This window comes from Pseudoflavitalea rhizosphaerae (assembly GCF_003991355.1).
GTDB classification, from domain to species: Bacteria; Bacteroidota; Bacteroidia; order Chitinophagales; family Chitinophagaceae; genus Pseudobacter; species Pseudobacter rhizosphaerae.
Window position 1 is genome coordinate 70624 of the sequence record NZ_RCSU01000019.1, and the last position, 17698, is coordinate 88321.

Annotated in this window: 11 protein-coding genes; 6 read left to right on the top strand and 5 right to left on the bottom strand. The window is 46.3% G+C overall.

Features of this window, described 5'->3' with window-relative positions; all coding sequences use genetic code 11:
- Window positions 1-26: 26 nt before the first annotated feature.
- Window positions 27-1067, bottom strand: coding sequence for a class 1 isoprenoid biosynthesis enzyme (locus D9Y29_RS24320; protein WP_127132849.1), 1041 nt, complete (start codon window positions 1065-1067; stop codon window positions 27-29).
- Window positions 1068-1263: 196 nt separating this feature from the next.
- Here D9Y29_RS24320 and D9Y29_RS24325 point away from each other — a divergent pair, with 196 nt between their 5' ends.
- Window positions 1264-2199 carry a ring-cleaving dioxygenase gene (locus D9Y29_RS24325; RefSeq protein ID WP_127132850.1) on the top strand — a complete coding sequence of 312 codons (936 nt, stop codon included), beginning with the start codon at window positions 1264-1266 and terminating at the stop codon, window positions 2197-2199.
- Window positions 2200-2285: 86 nt separating this feature from the next.
- Here D9Y29_RS24325 and D9Y29_RS24330 read toward each other — a convergent pair whose 3' ends face one another.
- The 3 genes from D9Y29_RS24330 to D9Y29_RS24340 all read right to left on the bottom strand — a co-directional run bounded on the left by D9Y29_RS24330 (window position 2286) and on the right by D9Y29_RS24340 (window position 8204).
- Window positions 2286-3428: an efflux RND transporter periplasmic adaptor subunit gene (locus D9Y29_RS24330; RefSeq protein ID WP_127132851.1), complete on the bottom strand. Its 1143-nt coding sequence runs from the start codon at window positions 3426-3428 to the stop codon at window positions 2286-2288.
- 6 nt (window positions 3429-3434) lie between these two features.
- A complete protein-coding gene (locus D9Y29_RS24335) occupies window positions 3435-7790 on the bottom strand; it encodes a CusA/CzcA family heavy metal efflux RND transporter (RefSeq protein WP_127132852.1) in 4356 nt (1451 codons plus the stop codon).
- Between the two features lie 93 nt (window positions 7791-7883).
- Window positions 7884-8204, bottom strand: a complete 321-nt coding sequence (locus D9Y29_RS24340) for a hypothetical protein (protein ID WP_127132853.1) — start codon at window positions 8202-8204, stop codon at window positions 7884-7886.
- 226 nt (window positions 8205-8430) lie between these two features.
- Between D9Y29_RS24340 and D9Y29_RS24345 the strand changes: the two genes are divergently transcribed.
- The 5 genes from D9Y29_RS24345 to D9Y29_RS24365 all read left to right on the top strand — a co-directional run bounded on the left by D9Y29_RS24345 (window position 8431) and on the right by D9Y29_RS24365 (window position 16953).
- On the top strand, window positions 8431-9012 hold the full coding sequence (locus D9Y29_RS24345; protein WP_127132854.1) for an RNA polymerase sigma factor: 582 nt from the start codon (window positions 8431-8433) through the stop codon (window positions 9010-9012).
- A 69-nt stretch (window positions 9013-9081) separates the two neighbouring features.
- A complete protein-coding gene (locus D9Y29_RS24350; protein WP_127132855.1) occupies window positions 9082-10143 on the top strand; it encodes a FecR family protein in 1062 nt (353 codons plus the stop codon).
- A gap of 72 nt (window positions 10144-10215) precedes the next feature.
- Window positions 10216-13380: a SusC/RagA family TonB-linked outer membrane protein gene (locus tag D9Y29_RS24355; protein WP_127132856.1), complete on the top strand. Its 3165-nt coding sequence runs from the start codon at window positions 10216-10218 to the stop codon at window positions 13378-13380.
- A gap of 10 nt (window positions 13381-13390) precedes the next feature.
- Window positions 13391-14824 (top strand): SusD/RagB family nutrient-binding outer membrane lipoprotein, encoded by a 1434-nt coding sequence (locus D9Y29_RS24360; RefSeq protein ID WP_127132857.1) that lies wholly within the window; start codon window positions 13391-13393, stop codon window positions 14822-14824.
- A gap of 23 nt (window positions 14825-14847) precedes the next feature.
- Entirely contained in the window at window positions 14848-16953 is a 2106-nt protein-coding gene (locus D9Y29_RS24365; protein WP_127132858.1) for a hypothetical protein, read from the top strand.
- Here the strand turns inward: D9Y29_RS24365 and D9Y29_RS24370 are convergent.
- Entirely contained in the window at window positions 16937-17689 is a 753-nt protein-coding gene (locus D9Y29_RS24370; protein ID WP_127132859.1) for a phosphatase PAP2 family protein, read from the bottom strand. The genes D9Y29_RS24365 and D9Y29_RS24370 overlap by 17 nt on opposite strands.
- Between the last annotated feature and the right edge of the window lie 9 nt (window positions 17690-17698).

Consider the following 17698-nt stretch of genomic DNA (forward strand, 5'->3'; position numbering starts at 1 on the left):
TAGTTATCTGTCGCCCCTTTCGCTTTTTATTTTTTTCCTGTATTGCATAATTGCCGGACGTATCCCACCCATCTTAATTGCCGGGGCAGACTATCCATATCGCATACCAGCTCTTTCCGGCTCGCCTCACTGAAGGGCTTTTGTACAGCCACTTCCCGCAACTGCTGTAAACTCATCCAGCCCATCGCATTGAGCGCATGCGTTCTGATCAGGAAATTTTTCCGGTTGCTTTCCGGGTATGTCATTTGCGCCACCTGATTGTTGATGGAATTGATCTCATTCAAAAACATTGTTTTCAGTTTTTCATAATTCCAGTAAAGATTCGGAATGGTATAAAGGCTTTTCTGAAGGTCCTTCCAAACATCGAATACATCATTGGTCAGCTGCATCAGTCCTGATACAGGATAAAGCAATGCATTCATTGCCGCACCCGGATCAAATTCCAGTACTGAACAGAATAATAGAATACTGTAAAAACTTTTGTTATAGGTGATCTGTGTGAGCTCTTCTTCCGGTATCTCCCTGTTGAATTGCTTCAGGGATTGCAGCTCCCAGTAAGCTACTTCCTTCAGGTATTGGGTGAAACGATCAGGTGCCGGAATTTCACGGAGAAGCTGAACGTACAGATTTTGTACAATGGAATCGATGGTATTGGCAGGTGTATAAACTTCCGGATCATTGATCAATGCTTCGATCTGGGGATAGTTGAGAAGCCGGTCATCGAAAAGATCATCGAAAAGTGGAAGGAAAACACTGAGCAGCAGGATATTCCTGTGTTCGCGGGTATTGAGTTCTTTTCCGGCAAGCTGGTAAACATTATCGCAGACCAGGTTAAGTGCGAGCTGATAATATTTCGTGATCCGCAGTATGTCTTTGGATGAGAAACTGAATTGATCGGGAGGAATGATAGCAGCGATCAGCTCAGGGATTTCTTCTTTGCACTTTTGCTCCTGCAGCTTCATTTGCCTGTGCAGACTGAACATATGCCGGGCTACAGCCAACAGGCTGGTATTTGGTAAGCTAACGGTGCCAGGTAAGCGACTTGCTTCCTGTAGGTGGATCTGCATGGGCCCAGGATTTAATAAAGCTAAAATACTGATTCGGCTTCAATAATCCCCAACCTTGCAAGGTAATCAACAGGAAATGAGACAGCTGTAAACCAGCTTTCGATTTTTCTTAATGTAGATTAATTCAATTTCTTAATGTATGTCATTGGTGAGCATCTTGCCAATGCTGAATTTTGTGTTATAAAATTGAATGACAATGAACGAACAAATACTTGGACTGCACCATATAACTGCAATAGCAGCAAATGCACAAAGGAATCTCGATTTCTATACAAAAGTACTTGGACTTAGACTGGTGAAAAAGACAGTCAACTTCGATGATCCCGGCACCTATCATTTTTACTATGGAAACGAAGAAGGCATACCCGGTACGATATTGACCTTCTTTCCCTGGCAACATATTGGTCAGGGCCGAAACGGGGTAGGCATGGCAACTGAGATCACCTATGCTGTTCCTGAAAACAGTCTCGATGCATGGAAAGAACGTTTAACAAGGTTCAATATTCCTTTTGCTGAAGGAACACGTTTTGGTGAGCCTTATGTTTCTTTTACTGATCCTGATGGTCTCAACCTGAGCCTCATCGTACCTGCCAAAGCTGACATAAGAAAGCCCTGGCAAACTGAAGAGGTAAAGGAAGATATCGCTACAAAAGGATTTCATAGTCTTACCTTGTCTTTGAGAAGGACGGATGGAACGGCTGCTGTGCTGACCGGCATATTTGGTTATCGTTTACTGGCCCAGGAGGGTAACCGTTACCGTTATGTAACCGATGCTGTGGAGCATGCAGGCATCATCGATCTGCTGGAACTGCCTGATGGCAAACCCGGTTACAATGCAGCAGGCACCAATCACCACGTAGCTTTCCGGGTAGCCGATGATACGATCCTGATGAAGTTCCGGGATAAAGTGGTAAGCAAAGGTTTGCAAATCACTCCGAAGATAGACAGGGACTATTTCTTCTCTCTTTATTTCAGGGAACCCGGCGGCGTATTGTTCGAGATCGCAACAGACAATCCCGGATTTACTGTGGACGAACCACTGGACCAGCTGGGAACAGGTTTGAAATTGCCCAAACAGTATGAGCCTATCAGGGCGGATATCGAAAAAGAACTACCTGAATTGGTTGGTTAATAAAGGTTGTATATAAGCGGTTGTTTTAATTTTCATGGCAGAAATGAAGGCGTCTCAAATACAGATTTGAGGCGCCTTCTGTATTACTAACCTTCTTCCTCCGCATTCATCAATTTCATCAGCAACGAAAAAGCATTTTTCAACACCAGTTTCGTATCAGCGCTGATTTCCTTACTTTCTATTTGTTGCTTATTCCCGTTCAGAACGCCGGGAAGCACTTCCGTCATGGTGAAATCGCCATTCCCTTTTTCTACAAATACATAATGTTTGTTGGCCCATCTCACAACAGCTTCTTCAGGCACCACAAGGCTTTTCACATCCTGTACTGCAACATCTCCATTCATGAACATGCCGGGAACCAGTTCCGCCGCATGTTTATCAAAATGACAATGGATCTCCGTACTCCGGTTCTCATCAAATGTCCTGTTGACCAGGAATACTCTGGCGGCGTATTTTTTATCCGGGTTGTTATTGCTGTAGGCATACACTCTTTCGCCAACAGCGATTTTTGGAAGATCCTTTTCAAAGACCTTTAAAGAAAGGTGCAGATCGGATGGGTCGATCAATTCGAAAAGAATATCCGTGGGCGATGTATATTTTCCGATGCTTATATTGATTTTAGAGACGAATCCGTTGATGGGCGACAATACCGGGATCTCTTTCCGGATATTGACGGGTGTGAGGTTGTTGGGATCGATGCCCAACAGTTTGAGTTTCTCAGCAAGTGAATTGATCAGGATATTTTCCTTGTCCATATCCGTCTTTGCCTGCTGAAACACTTTGTCGCTGCTGGCCTTGCTGCTGTTCAGATAACGTTGCCTTTCATATTCCTTTTCATAGAATGCGAAATTGGTTTTGGCGGTAAGGAAGTCTTGTTGCAGTTGAATGAACTGCATGTCCTCGATGTATGCCATCACCTGTCCTTTCTTTACGGTCTTACCCGGCAGCATATTCGTGGATTTGATATAGCCCCCCAACGGGAAGCTGAGTTTCACCGTGTTTTGTGGCGGCACATCCACCATGCCCTGCAGGGCAATGGTGCTGCTGATGTTTTCATATTGAGGAAACCCTACTTCGATCCCTGCGTTGGATCGCTGCTGTGCACTCAGTGACACTGTTTGTGCTGCAACTACGGAATCCGTTTGCGGAACATTTTCTTTTTCTTCTTTCTTTCCGCCGCAGGCGGTAAACAGAATTGCCACTACGCAGCTTAATATGATTTGTTTCATTTTTCCTTATTTATTGCTGAGTTTGTGTAATTGGATAACAGCCTGGTTGTAATTGTTGAGATGATCGATATATTCCTTCTGAATGCCGATGGATTGATTTACGATAAGCACCCATTGGAGATAATCGATCTCGCCTGCTTTGAATTGCTCGTCAGCGGTGCTGATCAATAGTGCTGCATTATTGAGTCCGCTGGTTTCATAATAACGGATGGTTTCGCGGAATTTGTCCACTTCCTGTTTGGCGATCTGCAATCCGGTGCGGAGTTGTATTTCCACCTGGGTGGCTTCTTTAACCTTGCTTTCCCAGGATAATTTAGCAGACTTTACACGTGCAGCCTGCGCGCCGTAGAACAGCGGTATGCTGATCCCTGCACTGAAATAACTGAAGCGATGTCCACTATTATAGAATTTATCCTGTCCATCTATATTCTGCACACCTTGCAGACTTTGGTTATTATAACCGATGGTAAGATCAGGTAACAGTTTTGCTTTTTCCAGTTTGAAACGGTTGTATTCGTTCCCGGCAATCAGTTGAGATCGCTGCCAGGCAGGCAGCTCACGGATCGAAACAGATGGATCGCTCTCTGACACTGTTTCCGGGAATTTCAGATTGGCGGCATCAGGAACACGCGGTACAGAGTCCTGTATCAGGTAATTGAAGCGGTACAGCACAATTTTTATATCAGTTTCCAGTTGCTGCAATTGAATGCTGATCTGTTGTTGCTGCGTTTCTGCGGCTGTCTTCTCCAGGATATTGGCGGCTCCACTTTCAAACCTTTTGTTGGAAGTGGATGCAAACAGGCGATACAGGCTGTCTGCATATTGCAACAATGCCTGCCGTTTTATCATCGATACATATTCAAAGAATGCGGCACGCACCTGTGCCTGCAATTCCAGTTCAGACAAACGTGTATCCTGTTGCGCAACCTGGAAATCCGTCTTCAGTATTTTGGACCGTTGCGTGTATACAGATGGGAAATTGATGGTCTGACTGATGCCGATACGCGAATCATTGTAGGCGCTGTTCACATGTCCGTAGTCGCCTGTCAGTTCTGTTTTGGCCGGATCAAACCCTGACCTGGTCAGCTTCTCAGCAGCCTGCTGGTTTAATCTTGCACTTTGCATTTGCAGGTTATTGCGGGATGCCAGTTTTTCTGATTCCTGCAAGCTTACAGGAGTTTGACCCGATGCAACTGCTCCGAGCGCAAGGCAGAGGATCATTGCGGATACTGGTTTTTTCATTCGTTTTATTGTTGCCCGGTTAAACAATAGATACAAGGCAGGCAAAACGAACAAAGTGAGGAAAGTAGCAGAGATCAGTCCACCTATGACCACGGTTGCAAGTGGGCGCTGCACTTCTGCGCCTGCACCGTTGCTGGCAGCCATCGGGAGGAAACCAAGGCTGGCTACAGCGGCCGTCATCAGCACCGGCCTTAAGCGGTTACGCGTTCCTGTTAATACCAGATCCAATGTATCGGTGATATGGCCGTCCTTTTTGATGCGGTTGAATTCAGAAATGAGTACGATACCATTCAATACCGCCACACCGAACAATGCGATAAAACCTACTCCTGCGGAGATACTGAATGGCATATCCCTCATGGCCAGCGCAAATACGCCGCCGATGGCCGAGAGTGGGATGGCCGTATAGATCAGTACACTTTCTTTCAGGGAAGAAAATGCAAAATACAACATGCCGAAAATGAGAAGGAGCGCTACAGGTACGGCTATGCCTAACCGCTTTTTTGCCTGTTGCAGGTTCTCGAATGCGCCACCAAAACTGACGGTATAGCCGGCATCCATCTTCAAACCTTTTTCTACTTTTTGCTGCAGCTCCTCAACAATGGATTGCACATCGCGGCCGCGTACATTGAATCCTACAATAATGCGCCTTCTCGTGTTCTCACGCTGGATCTGGTTGGGCCCTTCGATCTCATCGATGGATGCAACCTGGTATAAGGGGATCTGCAGGCCGCCAGGAGTGGCAATCTGAAGGTTCCTCACATCTTCGATATTCCTTCTTCCTTCGTCACCAACCCTGATGGTAAGATCGAAGCTCTTTTCGCCTTCATATACTTTACCCGCTGCTGCGCCAGCAAATGCTGCGTGGATGGTGGTATTGATAGTCTCGATATCCAGACCGTATTTTGCGATCTCATCCCTGTTGAAATCCACCACAATCTGCGGCATACCGGTAACCGTTTCAATATACCAGTCTGCTGTTCCATCCACTGTTTTTGCGATGGCGCCCAGCTCACCTGCATAGGCCGCTAGTTTGTCGAGGTCTTCGCCGAAAATTTTACAAACCACATCCTGCTTGGCGCCCGTCATCAATTCATTGAAGCGCATCTGAACAGGATACTGGAAACCTGTGGTGACGCCAGGCACCACTTCTTGTGCGGTGGCCGACATTTTATCCGCCAGTTCTGCAAAGCTTTTTGCATTTGTCCATTTTTCTTTTTCTTTCAGCACAATGATCATATCGCCGCCTTCGATGGGCATCGGGTCTGTTGGGATCTCCGCACTGCCGATACGCGATACGATCTTTTCCACTTCGGGATATTTTGCTTTCAGAGTATCGGAGATACGGTTGATGGCAGTGATGGTGGTGGAGAGATTGGCGCCTACCAGCAACCTGGTCTCCACGGCAAAATCACCTTCTTCCAATTGTGGAATGAATTCTCCTCCCATTCGATTGAAAATGATGATCGCAAACGCGAACAGCAGGAAAGTGGCTGCCACAACCAGTTTACGCACCATCAGCACTCTCCGCAAGGCCCGTTGATAAAGCTTTCCTGCTTTCTCCATGATCCTTTCACTGATATTGAGTTTGTGTGGGATTTTCTTACTGATGAGCAGCGAACTGATCATCGGCACATAAGTAAGGGAAAGAATGAAGGCGCCCAATATGGCAAAGGCCACGGTCTGTGCCATCGGCTTGAACATTTTACCTTCGATGCCGGTGAGCGAAAGGATCGGCAGGTATACGATCAGGATGATGATCTGCCCGAATACCGCTGCATTCATCATACGCGATGCAGAGGAAGAAACAGCTTCGTTCATTTCTATCTGCGAGATCCTGTTGGTATGCGCAAATTTTTTGGAAGAATGGATATAATGCAAAATGGCTTCCACGATGATCACCGCTCCATCCACGATCAATCCAAAATCCAGCGCACCGAGACTCATGAGGTTACCGCTCACGCCGAAAAGGTTCATCATGGCTACGGCAAAGAGCATAGACAAAGGGATCACTGATGCCACGATCAATCCTGCACGCAGGTTGCCGAGGAACAATACCAGCACCAAAATCACAATGAGCGCACCTTCCAGCAAATTCTTTTCAACTGTACCGATTGCGTTGTTCACCATTTTGGTCCGGTCGAGAAAGGGTTCTATCACAATTCCTTCCGGTAATGATTTTTGAATATCGATGATGCGGGCTTTCACTGTTTCGATCACCTGTGAGGAATTGCCTCCTTTGATCATCATCACGATGCCGCCGCATACTTCACCTTCGCCAGCCATCGTGAGCGCGCCATAGCGCACGGCGGAACCGGGCCTTACTTCGGCAACATGGCTGATCAATACCGGTGTGCCGTTGTTCACTTTTACAACGATCTTGTTGATGTCCGCAATGGTCTTCGTTAAGCCAACACTGCGGATGAACAATACTGCCGGGCCTTTCTCGATATAAGCGCCGCCGGTGTTCTGATTGTTTTTCTTCAGTGCGGTGAACACATCTGAGATGGTGATGTTCATGGCTTTCAACCGGGCAGGGTTGACGGCCACTTCATATTGTTTCAGCATGCCGCCAAAGGTGGATACATCGGCTACGCCTGGCGTGCCGAGTAATTGTCTTTTCACCATCCAGTCCTGTATAGTTCTCAGGTCTGTGAGCGAGTATTTCGTTTCATACCCTTTTTTAGTTCTGAGCACATACTGGTAGATCTCGCCAAGCCCTGTTGTGACGGGAGCGAGAGAAGGTGTATTCGCGTTTTCGTTTATTTCAACCTGTGAAAGTCTTTCTGTAACCTGTTGCCTGGCCCAATATACGTCTACATCATCTTCAAATACGATGGAGATCAGGGAGAGCCCGAAGCGCGACAAGCTCCTGCTTTCCTTCACACCCGGCACATTGCTTACTGCCAGTTCGATGGGAAATGTGATCAATCTTTCTACATCTTCTGCGCCGAGTGATGGAGCTGTGGTGATCACCTGTACCTGGTTATTGGTGATGTCCGGAACTGCGTCGATGGGCAATTGCGTGAGTTGCCAGGACCCGTATACGATCCATACCAATGTAAATAGAGCAATTGCCAGTTTATTTCTAACTGAGAACCTGATTATCCTGTTAAGCATACGATCTGAGTATAAATGCACGAACGATTAACCACTTACCGGGATGGTAGTGGCATTACAAACAGCGTAATAGCTGTACGATGTTGTTGCGATCTATGCTCTGGGAGGGCGGAAAAGCGATTGTCCGGCAGGATTATAATAGAAATCCGGTTGTTCGATGCCGAAATCTTTTTCGATGATCCAGTTATGCGGCGTTAACGCGGGAAGTTTATGATTGGATACGAAAAGGGTGGCGAGAATATTGATATCATATTTTTTGAAGGGAAGCTGCATGTCCTTCTCATCATCATCATCGTTGAAATCCTCTCCCCAATAGTGCATGGAGAGGTATTTCAACATGCCTACCTCAGGGTTGAGCGCCCTGTGTTCCTTAAAATGCTCGAACAGTTTGGGCAGTTTGACCAACTGTACCATGTTGGTGGATTGACCAATAAGCACTAACAGTAATATGTGCAGGAAGCACTTTTTCACCGGGCAAAGGTAAAGAGATTTCTTCTAAAACCCGAACCTGCACTCAACCGGAAATGTCCTGTATGAAGGGCAGGTTCAAAATTTCTTATAACGAATGCTGTCCTTTACATTTTCTTAATACTGATTTGATAGCAATACTGTTGGCTGCTTCCTAATTTCGTTCATTGTAATGATGCTCCCCGCAAACAATGAATTGGTACAGGCACTGAATGCAAGCGATGAAACGGCTTTCAACGCATTGTATGATCATTATAGTGATGCATTGTTCAGGAATATTTTCAAGCTCTTACCACATCAGCAGGAAGCGGAAGACCTGCTCCAGTCTGTATTCCTTCAGTTATGGGAAAACCGTTCACGTCTTTACAACAGTCAGTCCGTTGCCGGCTGGCTATTTACCACCAGCTTTTATTTGACCATGAGCCGGGTTCGGCTCCTGGCCCGTCAACGTCTGCAATCACTGGAAGAGAGCAGCTCCGATCCTGCAGACAGTAACGATAATGCCTCCGATGAGGTCTATCTTCATAAAGTCCGGCTCCTTTCCAATGCCATTCACAGGCTGCCCGCCCGTAAAAAGCTAGCCTTCGAACTCTGCAAAATGCAGGGAAAATCCTACAGCGAAGCTGCATCAACATTGAACGTTTCCGAAGACACCGTGAAGGAATACGTGAAATCCGCTATGAGTACGCTCAAAAGATATGCATTACAAAAAGACCTGAGCATGTATATGCTATTGCTCTGGATCATGCAGTGAATCACTTAATATTTAGATAACATTCCCGGCGCCCCCTTTTTTGTACCCTTTTACATTTTATAATAGAACATGCAGGATATCTCATCACTTATCAGGAAGTCATTGAACGGATCAGCCACGGCTGAAGAGTTGCAACAGTTGCTTGAATTGCTGCAACAAGAAGAGGCGGGTATATATGCTGAATGGATGGAAAACAAGGATGCTGTTCAAAGGGATACAACCATCGCCCAGCCTGCATTTGACAAGGAGGGAGTAAGGCGGTTGATCGGTCAGGAAATTCAACAGGCAGCCATTACTGCTGTGAAGCAACAGGGCGTGTACCGTCAACTGCCATGGTGGAAAAGGAAACTGGCGCTTGCCGCAGCTTTAGCAACAGCTGCGCTGACCATCACAGCCTGGCTGATACTCAGCCACAACACGAAGACTAAAAGTGAACAAGCTACACAGCTGGCAATGAAAGATCAGGTGGTCATCAGTTCAGGCGACTCATCAAGATCCCTCCTGCTTAAAGACAGCAGCACGGTTATACTCTATCCGGGAAGTTCTCTCCGGTATGATGCCTCTTATAATGTAGAAGGAAGAAAATTATACCTTGAAGGAAAGGGCAGGTTCTCCGTAAAAAAACTGCAGGATCAGCCATTTGTTGTGTATGGCAAGCATCTTTCCACTACTGCATTGGGAACCGTATTTGAAGTGTCTGACAGTATTGATAGTACAATAGTTGAATTGTTAGAAGGTAAAGTAAAAGTACAGGATTACGCAACGCCTGCCGCCAGAACGGTGTATTTGTTGAAAGGGCAACAGGCAACAGGTTTTCACAATCAAAGTATTGTAGTTGTTCAGAAAATTGTCAAACCTGAACCAGTGCAACAAATGGTTGACAGGATAAAAAAAGGGAAACCAGGGCCCTTAGGGCTCTCTTTCAAACAAACACCACTGGAACAGGTGTTGAATGCGTTGGAGAAGAAATACAAAGTGAATATTCAATTCGATAAACAGGACCTGTCTGGCATCATGTTCACTGGAAACTTCGAAGCAGGCCAGGAAATTGAAGCCATATTGAAAGTGATTGCTGCTTTGAATAAACTAGAAGTCCAGTCTTTCCAGGAAGGATACAAGATCATCAAATAATCCTCAATAAATAAAAGTTCGATTGTGCGCTCCCGGGTGCGCACAGGACAGCTTTTGCTCAAACCCAATTGTATGACTTTATTGAAATGTTTAAAAATAGTTACGCCACTGCTTTTCCTGATGGCGCTGCTTCCGGTTGAAGCATGGGCCCAGGACGGCGTTATCAAAGGAATGATAGTAGATGAGGCCGGAGAACCCATAAGGGATGTAAGTGTGGAATGCAGGCCACAGGACAAATCCGGCAAAATACATTATGCCAGCAGTAATGAAAAAGGAGAATTCAATACAATCGGTTTAAAGCAGGGTACAAAATACGATATCCGGTTCACTCACGTCAACTATCAACCGAATAGTATTACTGGCATCAGTATCAAGAAAGGAGAAAACAATACGCTCCTGGTGAAACTGAGAACACTTAACAAAGACCTCGAAGAAGTGGTGGTTACTTCACTGGGTATTACCAGGGCGAAAAAGAAGCTTGGCTATGCAGTTCAGGAGGTGAAGGGAGATGATATGAATACTGTAAAAGGCGGTAATGTGCTGAGCAGTTTGCAGGGAAGGGTTGCCGGTTTGAACATGACCCAGGTTTCCGGTGGGCTCGCAGGCTCCAACAGAATAGTGTTGCGTGGGGAATCATCGCTCAATATCAACAAGAACATCGCCATGGTAGTGGTGGACGGCGTGCCCATCAATAACAATCTTGGAACAGCCAGCACCAGTGATCTGTCTATCGACTATGGAAGTGGTGGCGCAGAAATAAACCCGGATGATATAGAGAGTATTAGTATCATGAAAGGTCCCAATGCTGCTGCCTTGTACGGATCACGCGCGGCTAATGGCGTACTGATCATCAAAACCAAAAAAGCATCTGGCAGCAACAGGCTGGGAGTATCTGTAACCAGTAATATCAGTTTCGACCGGGTTTTGAAAACACCCGATTTCCAGAATGAATATGGCGGTGGTACAGGTGTTGGCCTCAAATACTATTCTTATGGCGATGGCCCCGATGGCCCCAATACCTCCAATTCCGGGCACAACTGGGGCGCGAAGTTTGAAGGACAGGAATTTGTACAATTCGGATCACCTGTAGGCCCAGATGGAAAACGTACAAGGATTCCCTGGAGAGCATATCCTGATAATGTAAAGGATTTTTATGTTACAGGCCGCACCATGATGAATGGCGTTTCCATTCAGAAATCCGGTGAGGTAGGTAATTTCAGGGTGAGCTACAACAATTACAATCAAACCGGCATCATGCCCAATACGGAGTTGCACAGGCATCAGTTCAATACCAACAGCACCGTGCACCTGAGCTCCAAACTCAGTTTCAATGCCAATATCAATTATATCAGCAGCTATAGTGAGAATCTTCCTGTGATAGGCTATGGTGGCGCTTCTCCTACTTATAATTTTATCTGGACGGAAAGAAATGCAACCATGGACTGGTTCAAAGATTATTGGATCAAAGGCCAGGAAGGAATAAAACAAAACTATTATTTCACCTGGGGCGATAATCCATACATGACTATGTATGAGCAGCTCAACAGCATGAAGCGGAACCGTGTATTCGGTAATGCTTACCTGAACTATTCCATCCTGCCGCAGCTTTCGTTGATGTTGAGAACAGGTATCGATTATTCAGGTGAGAACAGGGCGTCGCAAAGACCTATAGGTTCTGTAGTGGCAGTAAATGGACTTTACAGGAGGCAGGACATCAATTATTTCGAACGCAACTCTGATTTCCTGCTTACCTATACAGCGCCGAAACTGGGCAACTTCAATATCACTGCCAGTGCAGGTGGCAATAACCTTCAGATCAACACCAGCAGCAATACTGTAACGGCAAACGGACTGGTGATCCCCAATGTATACAACCTGGGCAACGCTTCCGGACGCCCGATCGTTGATGAGGTCAATACCGTGAAGCGGGTGAATAGCTTGTATGGCGTGGCCGATATCGAATACAGGAATATGCTTTTCCTGCAACTGACTGCGCGTAATGACTGGTCTTCCACATTACCAAAAGGCAACAATTCCTATTTCTATTCTTCCGCTTCATTGAGTGCATTGATGACGGAGTTGTTTCCCATTCGTTCAGCAGTGTTGAATTACTGGAAAACAAGATTGTCGTATGCTCAGGTAGGTAATGATACGGATCCTTACCAGACCAGTGCTTATTATGAATACAACACGCTTCCCGGCACAGTTGGACTTCCTTCAGTAATTCCCAATACCGCATTGAAGCCGGAGATCACCGGATCTTTTGAAGTGGGCACAGAGCTGAAGCTTTTCAACAACAGAGTAAGCCTCGATCTTACCTGGTATTCCGCTTCCAGCCGCAACCAGATATTGAGAAGCCCGTTGAGCACCGCCACCGGGTATGGCGCCAAAGTGATGAATGCCGGAAAGATCAACAACAAAGGATGGGAAGCTGTACTGGGGATCACACCTGTGAGATCGAAACTGGTTTGGGATGTAACATTGACTGCATCCGCCAACAGGAGTGAAGTAGTGGAGCTTGCCGATGGCGTTGAAAGTTATGTAATGGCCTCTGCCCAGGGAGCTACCATCGAAGCAAGGGTTGGAGGAAGAATGGGCGATATCTATGGCGTAGGACTTCTGAGAAACCCTGACGGCAAAGTGGTGTACAAGAATGGTGTTCCCGTATTCACCAGTAATACGATCAGGCTGGGTAATTACAATCCAGACTGGATCGGAGGTATCAGGAACAGTTTCAGGTATAAAGACTGGTTGTTCAATTTCCTGTTCGATGGCAAGTTCGGAGGAAAGATCTATTCCTATACCCATGTCACCGGCACCGAAGCCGGAAGCCTGGCCAATACACTGCCTGGAAGGGAGGAAGGATTAGTAGGTGATGGCGTGGTGCAGAAAGGTGATGGCAGTTGGGCGCCCAATACAGAGCGTGTTGCTGCGTATACTTATTACAGGGGCTATTACAAACGCCCGAATGTTGAATCCAGCACTTTCGACGCCACTTATGTGAAACTGCGTGAAGTGATGATCGGTTATCGCCTGCCTTCGAGGTTGCTGAAGAATAAGTTCGTGCAATCCGCCCAGCTTAGTCTTACAGGCCGCAATCTGCTGCTGTTCTCAAAAGTACCCAATATAGATCCTGAAACATCTTTTGTATCCGGCGGTACCGTAGTGCCGGGTATCGAAAATGCGCAGATCCCATCTACAAGAAGCATTGGCTTCGATCTGAAAATAACTTTCTAAATCATTCGTTATGAAAAAATATTTCATACTCTTTATAATATCCGCAGGACTGAATGCCTGTTCTAAAGTGGACAATGTCAATCCGAACGTTCCATCTTCCGTAAACCCCGGCGTGATACTTCCGCAGGTGATCTACAATGCCTCCAATACACTTGTAGGCAATGCATTTGAGTTGAACAACGAGTTGATACAATATACCTGTATGAACAATACGTTCACTGAAGTGCAAAGATTCAAATTGTTACCGGCCAACTCGAATGGGATCTGGGGGCTATACAACAGGTTGAGGGACCTCGATGATATCATTGCCATGAGCGAAAGTGGCGACGGACTTTCCAACTACAAGGCCATTGCGCGGGTATTGAAAGTATATCTGTTCTCTGTACTGACGGATACATACGGCGATATCCCATACAGCAATGCCGGCAAGGGCGCTGCAAGCGAGTTTACTCCCGTATACAATTCACAGGAAGATGTGTACAAGGGGATGTTACAGGAACTGGCTGATATCGCCACCTCCTTCGATACCACGGAAACCCTGGTGTATAGTGGAGACCCGGTATACAAGGGAAATATCCAGCGTTGGAAAAAATTCACCAACAGCCTGCGGCTTCGTTTACTGATGCGTGCTTCCGGAAAGCTACCGGCGGCTGTTACTGAGATGCAGGCGATGCTGGCTGATCCGCAGCAATACCCTTTGATGGAAAGCAATGATGATAATTTCCTGTATCGATATAGCGGCGTGCTGCCAGATGTATATCCGCTTGCGCCGGGCTATGTGCGTGACTTCGATTTTAAATACAAATCAGTGAGCGCTTTCATTGTGGATTCCCTGAAAAAATTTGACGATAGCAGGCTGTTCCAGTACGCCAGGCCCACCAATGCCAGTGCCGGTTCCAGCAATCCTGAATATGTAGGATTGCCCAACTCACTGCCTGTAACGGAATCCGCCAATTACAATGGAGGGTATAATTACCAGTCGTACCTCGGCACCAGGTTTCAGTCCAACACAGAACCTGCTATCTGGATCACCTGGTCTGAAGTATTGTTCCTGAAAGCGGAGGCCGCGCAGAAAGGATATTTCGCAGGAGATGCTGAAACCTTATACAATGCAGCTATTGAAGCCTCATTCAAATATTGGGGCGCTGAGTTCAACTCGTCGTACCTGGCGCAGCCTGGTGTGAAGTATGATGGCACACTGGCTAAGATCCATCTTCAAAAATTCTTTGCACTTTTCTTTACAGGAATGGAGGCATGGAATGAATACCGTCGTACCGGCTATCCCTTACTGGTGCCCGGTCCAACCAATGTGAACGAAAACAAAGTTCCCACCCGGATCCCCTATCCGCTGAGTGAGCAATCTTTGAACAGGGTGAATTATACAGACGCTGCTCAGCGGATGAGTGGCGATAACATGAATCACAGGATGTGGTGGCAACAATAATTTCTTACCATTTGAACACGACCATGAAAATTACACTATTGTTGATATTACTGGAATTGTTCTGCTCTGCTGCGCTCTTTGCGCAGCAGGCAACAGTTCCGCAGGAATGGAATGATGAGATCCGGAAATATTTTGGAAACTGGACCATACAGGAAGTTGCAGCCGGTGGCAGGATCGATGCCATCCGCCAACTGGATAAGAATGTGGTGCTATGTGCTGCACGCGGCGCCAATAAAGGAAAACTGTACATCAGTTATGATAATGGACTTCACTGGCATTTTCTCGCTCAACCGGTACCGGTAGATATCACCTGTATTGCCGAAACCGGCAACAGGAATGAGTTCTATATCCTCACTGGTACTGCCGAAGTGTGGGGTACAACCGATGGGGGAAAAACATGGAAGCATCTCAGGACCCTGTTGGATAAGAACAGGAATCGAGAAAAATATGCAGCTTCTTATGCCATCATGTATACCAGGCTCGGAACATTACTGGTAACTGATACGGATTCAGATGGTGGTCATATCTATCGTTCGGAAGACAGGGGGAGGACCTGGCAGGATATGGGCGCCATATCCCAAAATGCATTGTACAGACTGGAACGTACCGGGAATGGAATAGTAGTGAATGGCTGGCAGGGCGTAGTCTACAAAAGCATCGATGATGGCATCACCTGGAACAAAATGCAGCAACTGACTAATGCTGCATTGTTTGCAACGGAGTACCTGGGCATGAGCGTATTGTTACAGGCCGATCAGTCCGGCAACCTGTATCGTAGCACCAACCTGGGTTATGTCTGGGATTCCGTAACCAACCTCGTTGACGCCGCAGATGATTTTGTGAATATAGGATATGGCGCAGCTTATTACAGTACCTATACCGGTAGAAAGCATGTATACGTTACCGTTAATAATGGAAAAAGCTGGCATTCGCTTGATGCTCTGCCAACTGTGGCGAATGATTGGCTCGACCATGGGATCAGGGTTGAAACGGTAGATTCGGTGATCACACTTTCCGGGACCAACAAGGGATATATTGTAAGAACAGCCTTCAAAAAGGATGAGCTTGCCGGATTTCTCTACAAGGTAAATGGAACTGCAATGGCCGATAATATTCCCGGCGCCATCCCTTTATCATCAACCAGTATCTTAGGAAAGATGGTTGATATCGATGCATTGAACGAACCGGAGGACATTCTGTATGACAATGGTTTTGCGTATGTTCCTTGCCGTGATGGAAACAATGTGGCTATCATCGATTGTAAAGACGTGAAAAGACCAGTTATGGCGCATAGTTTGAAGGACCCGGATATCCTGGATGCTTTCAGTGTTGCCATCTGGGGGAAATATTTGTATGTACTATCCATGACTAATCATGTAGTAAGTGTCTATTCCATTGAGAATCCCTATAAACCTGTAAAAGTTGCAGCGATCAGTATTGGAGGATCAGGTTCTTATCTTTCTACCTACAGGTCGGACTACACCAGGTTGCGGAAAATCATCATAAAGGATGGGTACGCATACGTAACGCACAGCTCTGAAAGCAAACTGTATATCCTGGATATCAGGAAACCCGCTGCACCTGCCATAGTCAGTAGTTTTCATACCGGTGATGGCGCATTTGCTGCATTGGTGAGCAATGATGTTCTGTATTTAGCAGGTTATGGTCCTGGCTCTTCCCTGATCACTGTGGATGTGAAGGATAAATCAAAACCTGTGATCACTGCCAGAACATTTGATGCAGCGCACCTGAAAGGCACCTGCGCCCTGGCCATTCATGGCAATCATTTGCTGGTAGCAGCATATAATGCAAACAAAGTATGGAGTTTCGATATAACTGATCCGTTGAAGCCTGTTGCTATCGATACCCTGAGCCACCCGTCTATGCTGGGACCTGGCCGGATCGCTTTTTACAGGAACAGGGCATTTGTGTTGAATTCTGTGAGTAATACAGTGTCGGTTACAGAGGTAGGTGCAGATGGAAAAATGAGATTGACCGGTTACCTGCAACATCCCTTGTTGAAGCGGGTATATGGTATTGCCATCGATAAGAACAGACTGATGCTGGCCGGGAGGGAGGCAAAGAGTTTTATGATCGTGGATATAGAGGGTGTTAATTCAATAAAGTAGCGTCTAAAATAGCTCCGCCTGAATAAAAAGGCATAGCCACCACCGGTTTACTTTTTTTCTTTTCAAAAATCCTTTTCACTGAGGGATACAGATAATATGCCAGATCAGTGGATAGAATACCCACGCCTGCGCCAGCAACCACGTCACTCAGCCAATGTTTGTTGTTGTACATGCGCATGTACCCGGTGGTGGCTGCAACGGCATAACCAGCTATTCCATACCAGATCGATACATCTTTATACTCTCTTCGCAGGAACTCTGCTGCAGCAAAAGCATTGGCTGTATGGCCTGATGGAAACGAATAACTATTGGATCCATCCGGTCGCCATTCCTTGCTGATGCTCTTGCCTGTAAAAACAAGGGAAGACATGATAGCGGTACTCATTCCGTATATGATGGTTCGGTCGCGGAAATTGTGCGCACCCTTTATGCCCATTGCATTGAGCCCATATACCGCAAAGGCAGGGGCCCATTGCAAATAATTGTCGATGGACAAATGCTTGTGTGAGCGCTCTGTCCAGAGTTCTTCTTTCATGTTTGAATTGACTTCTTTCAGCTTTTCGTTTTTGATGGAAATGATACCGTAGCTGATCATGGTTGCCGGAAGCAGGATCTGGTATTTTGGAAAAGGCTTTTTGATAGTAAGACTATCCTGCTTCATTGTTCCGGGAGATTGGGCATTGCAAAGCTGCGCCACCAGGCTCATTACAAATAGAAAGGGAAGAGGGAGTTTCATGCTTTTATG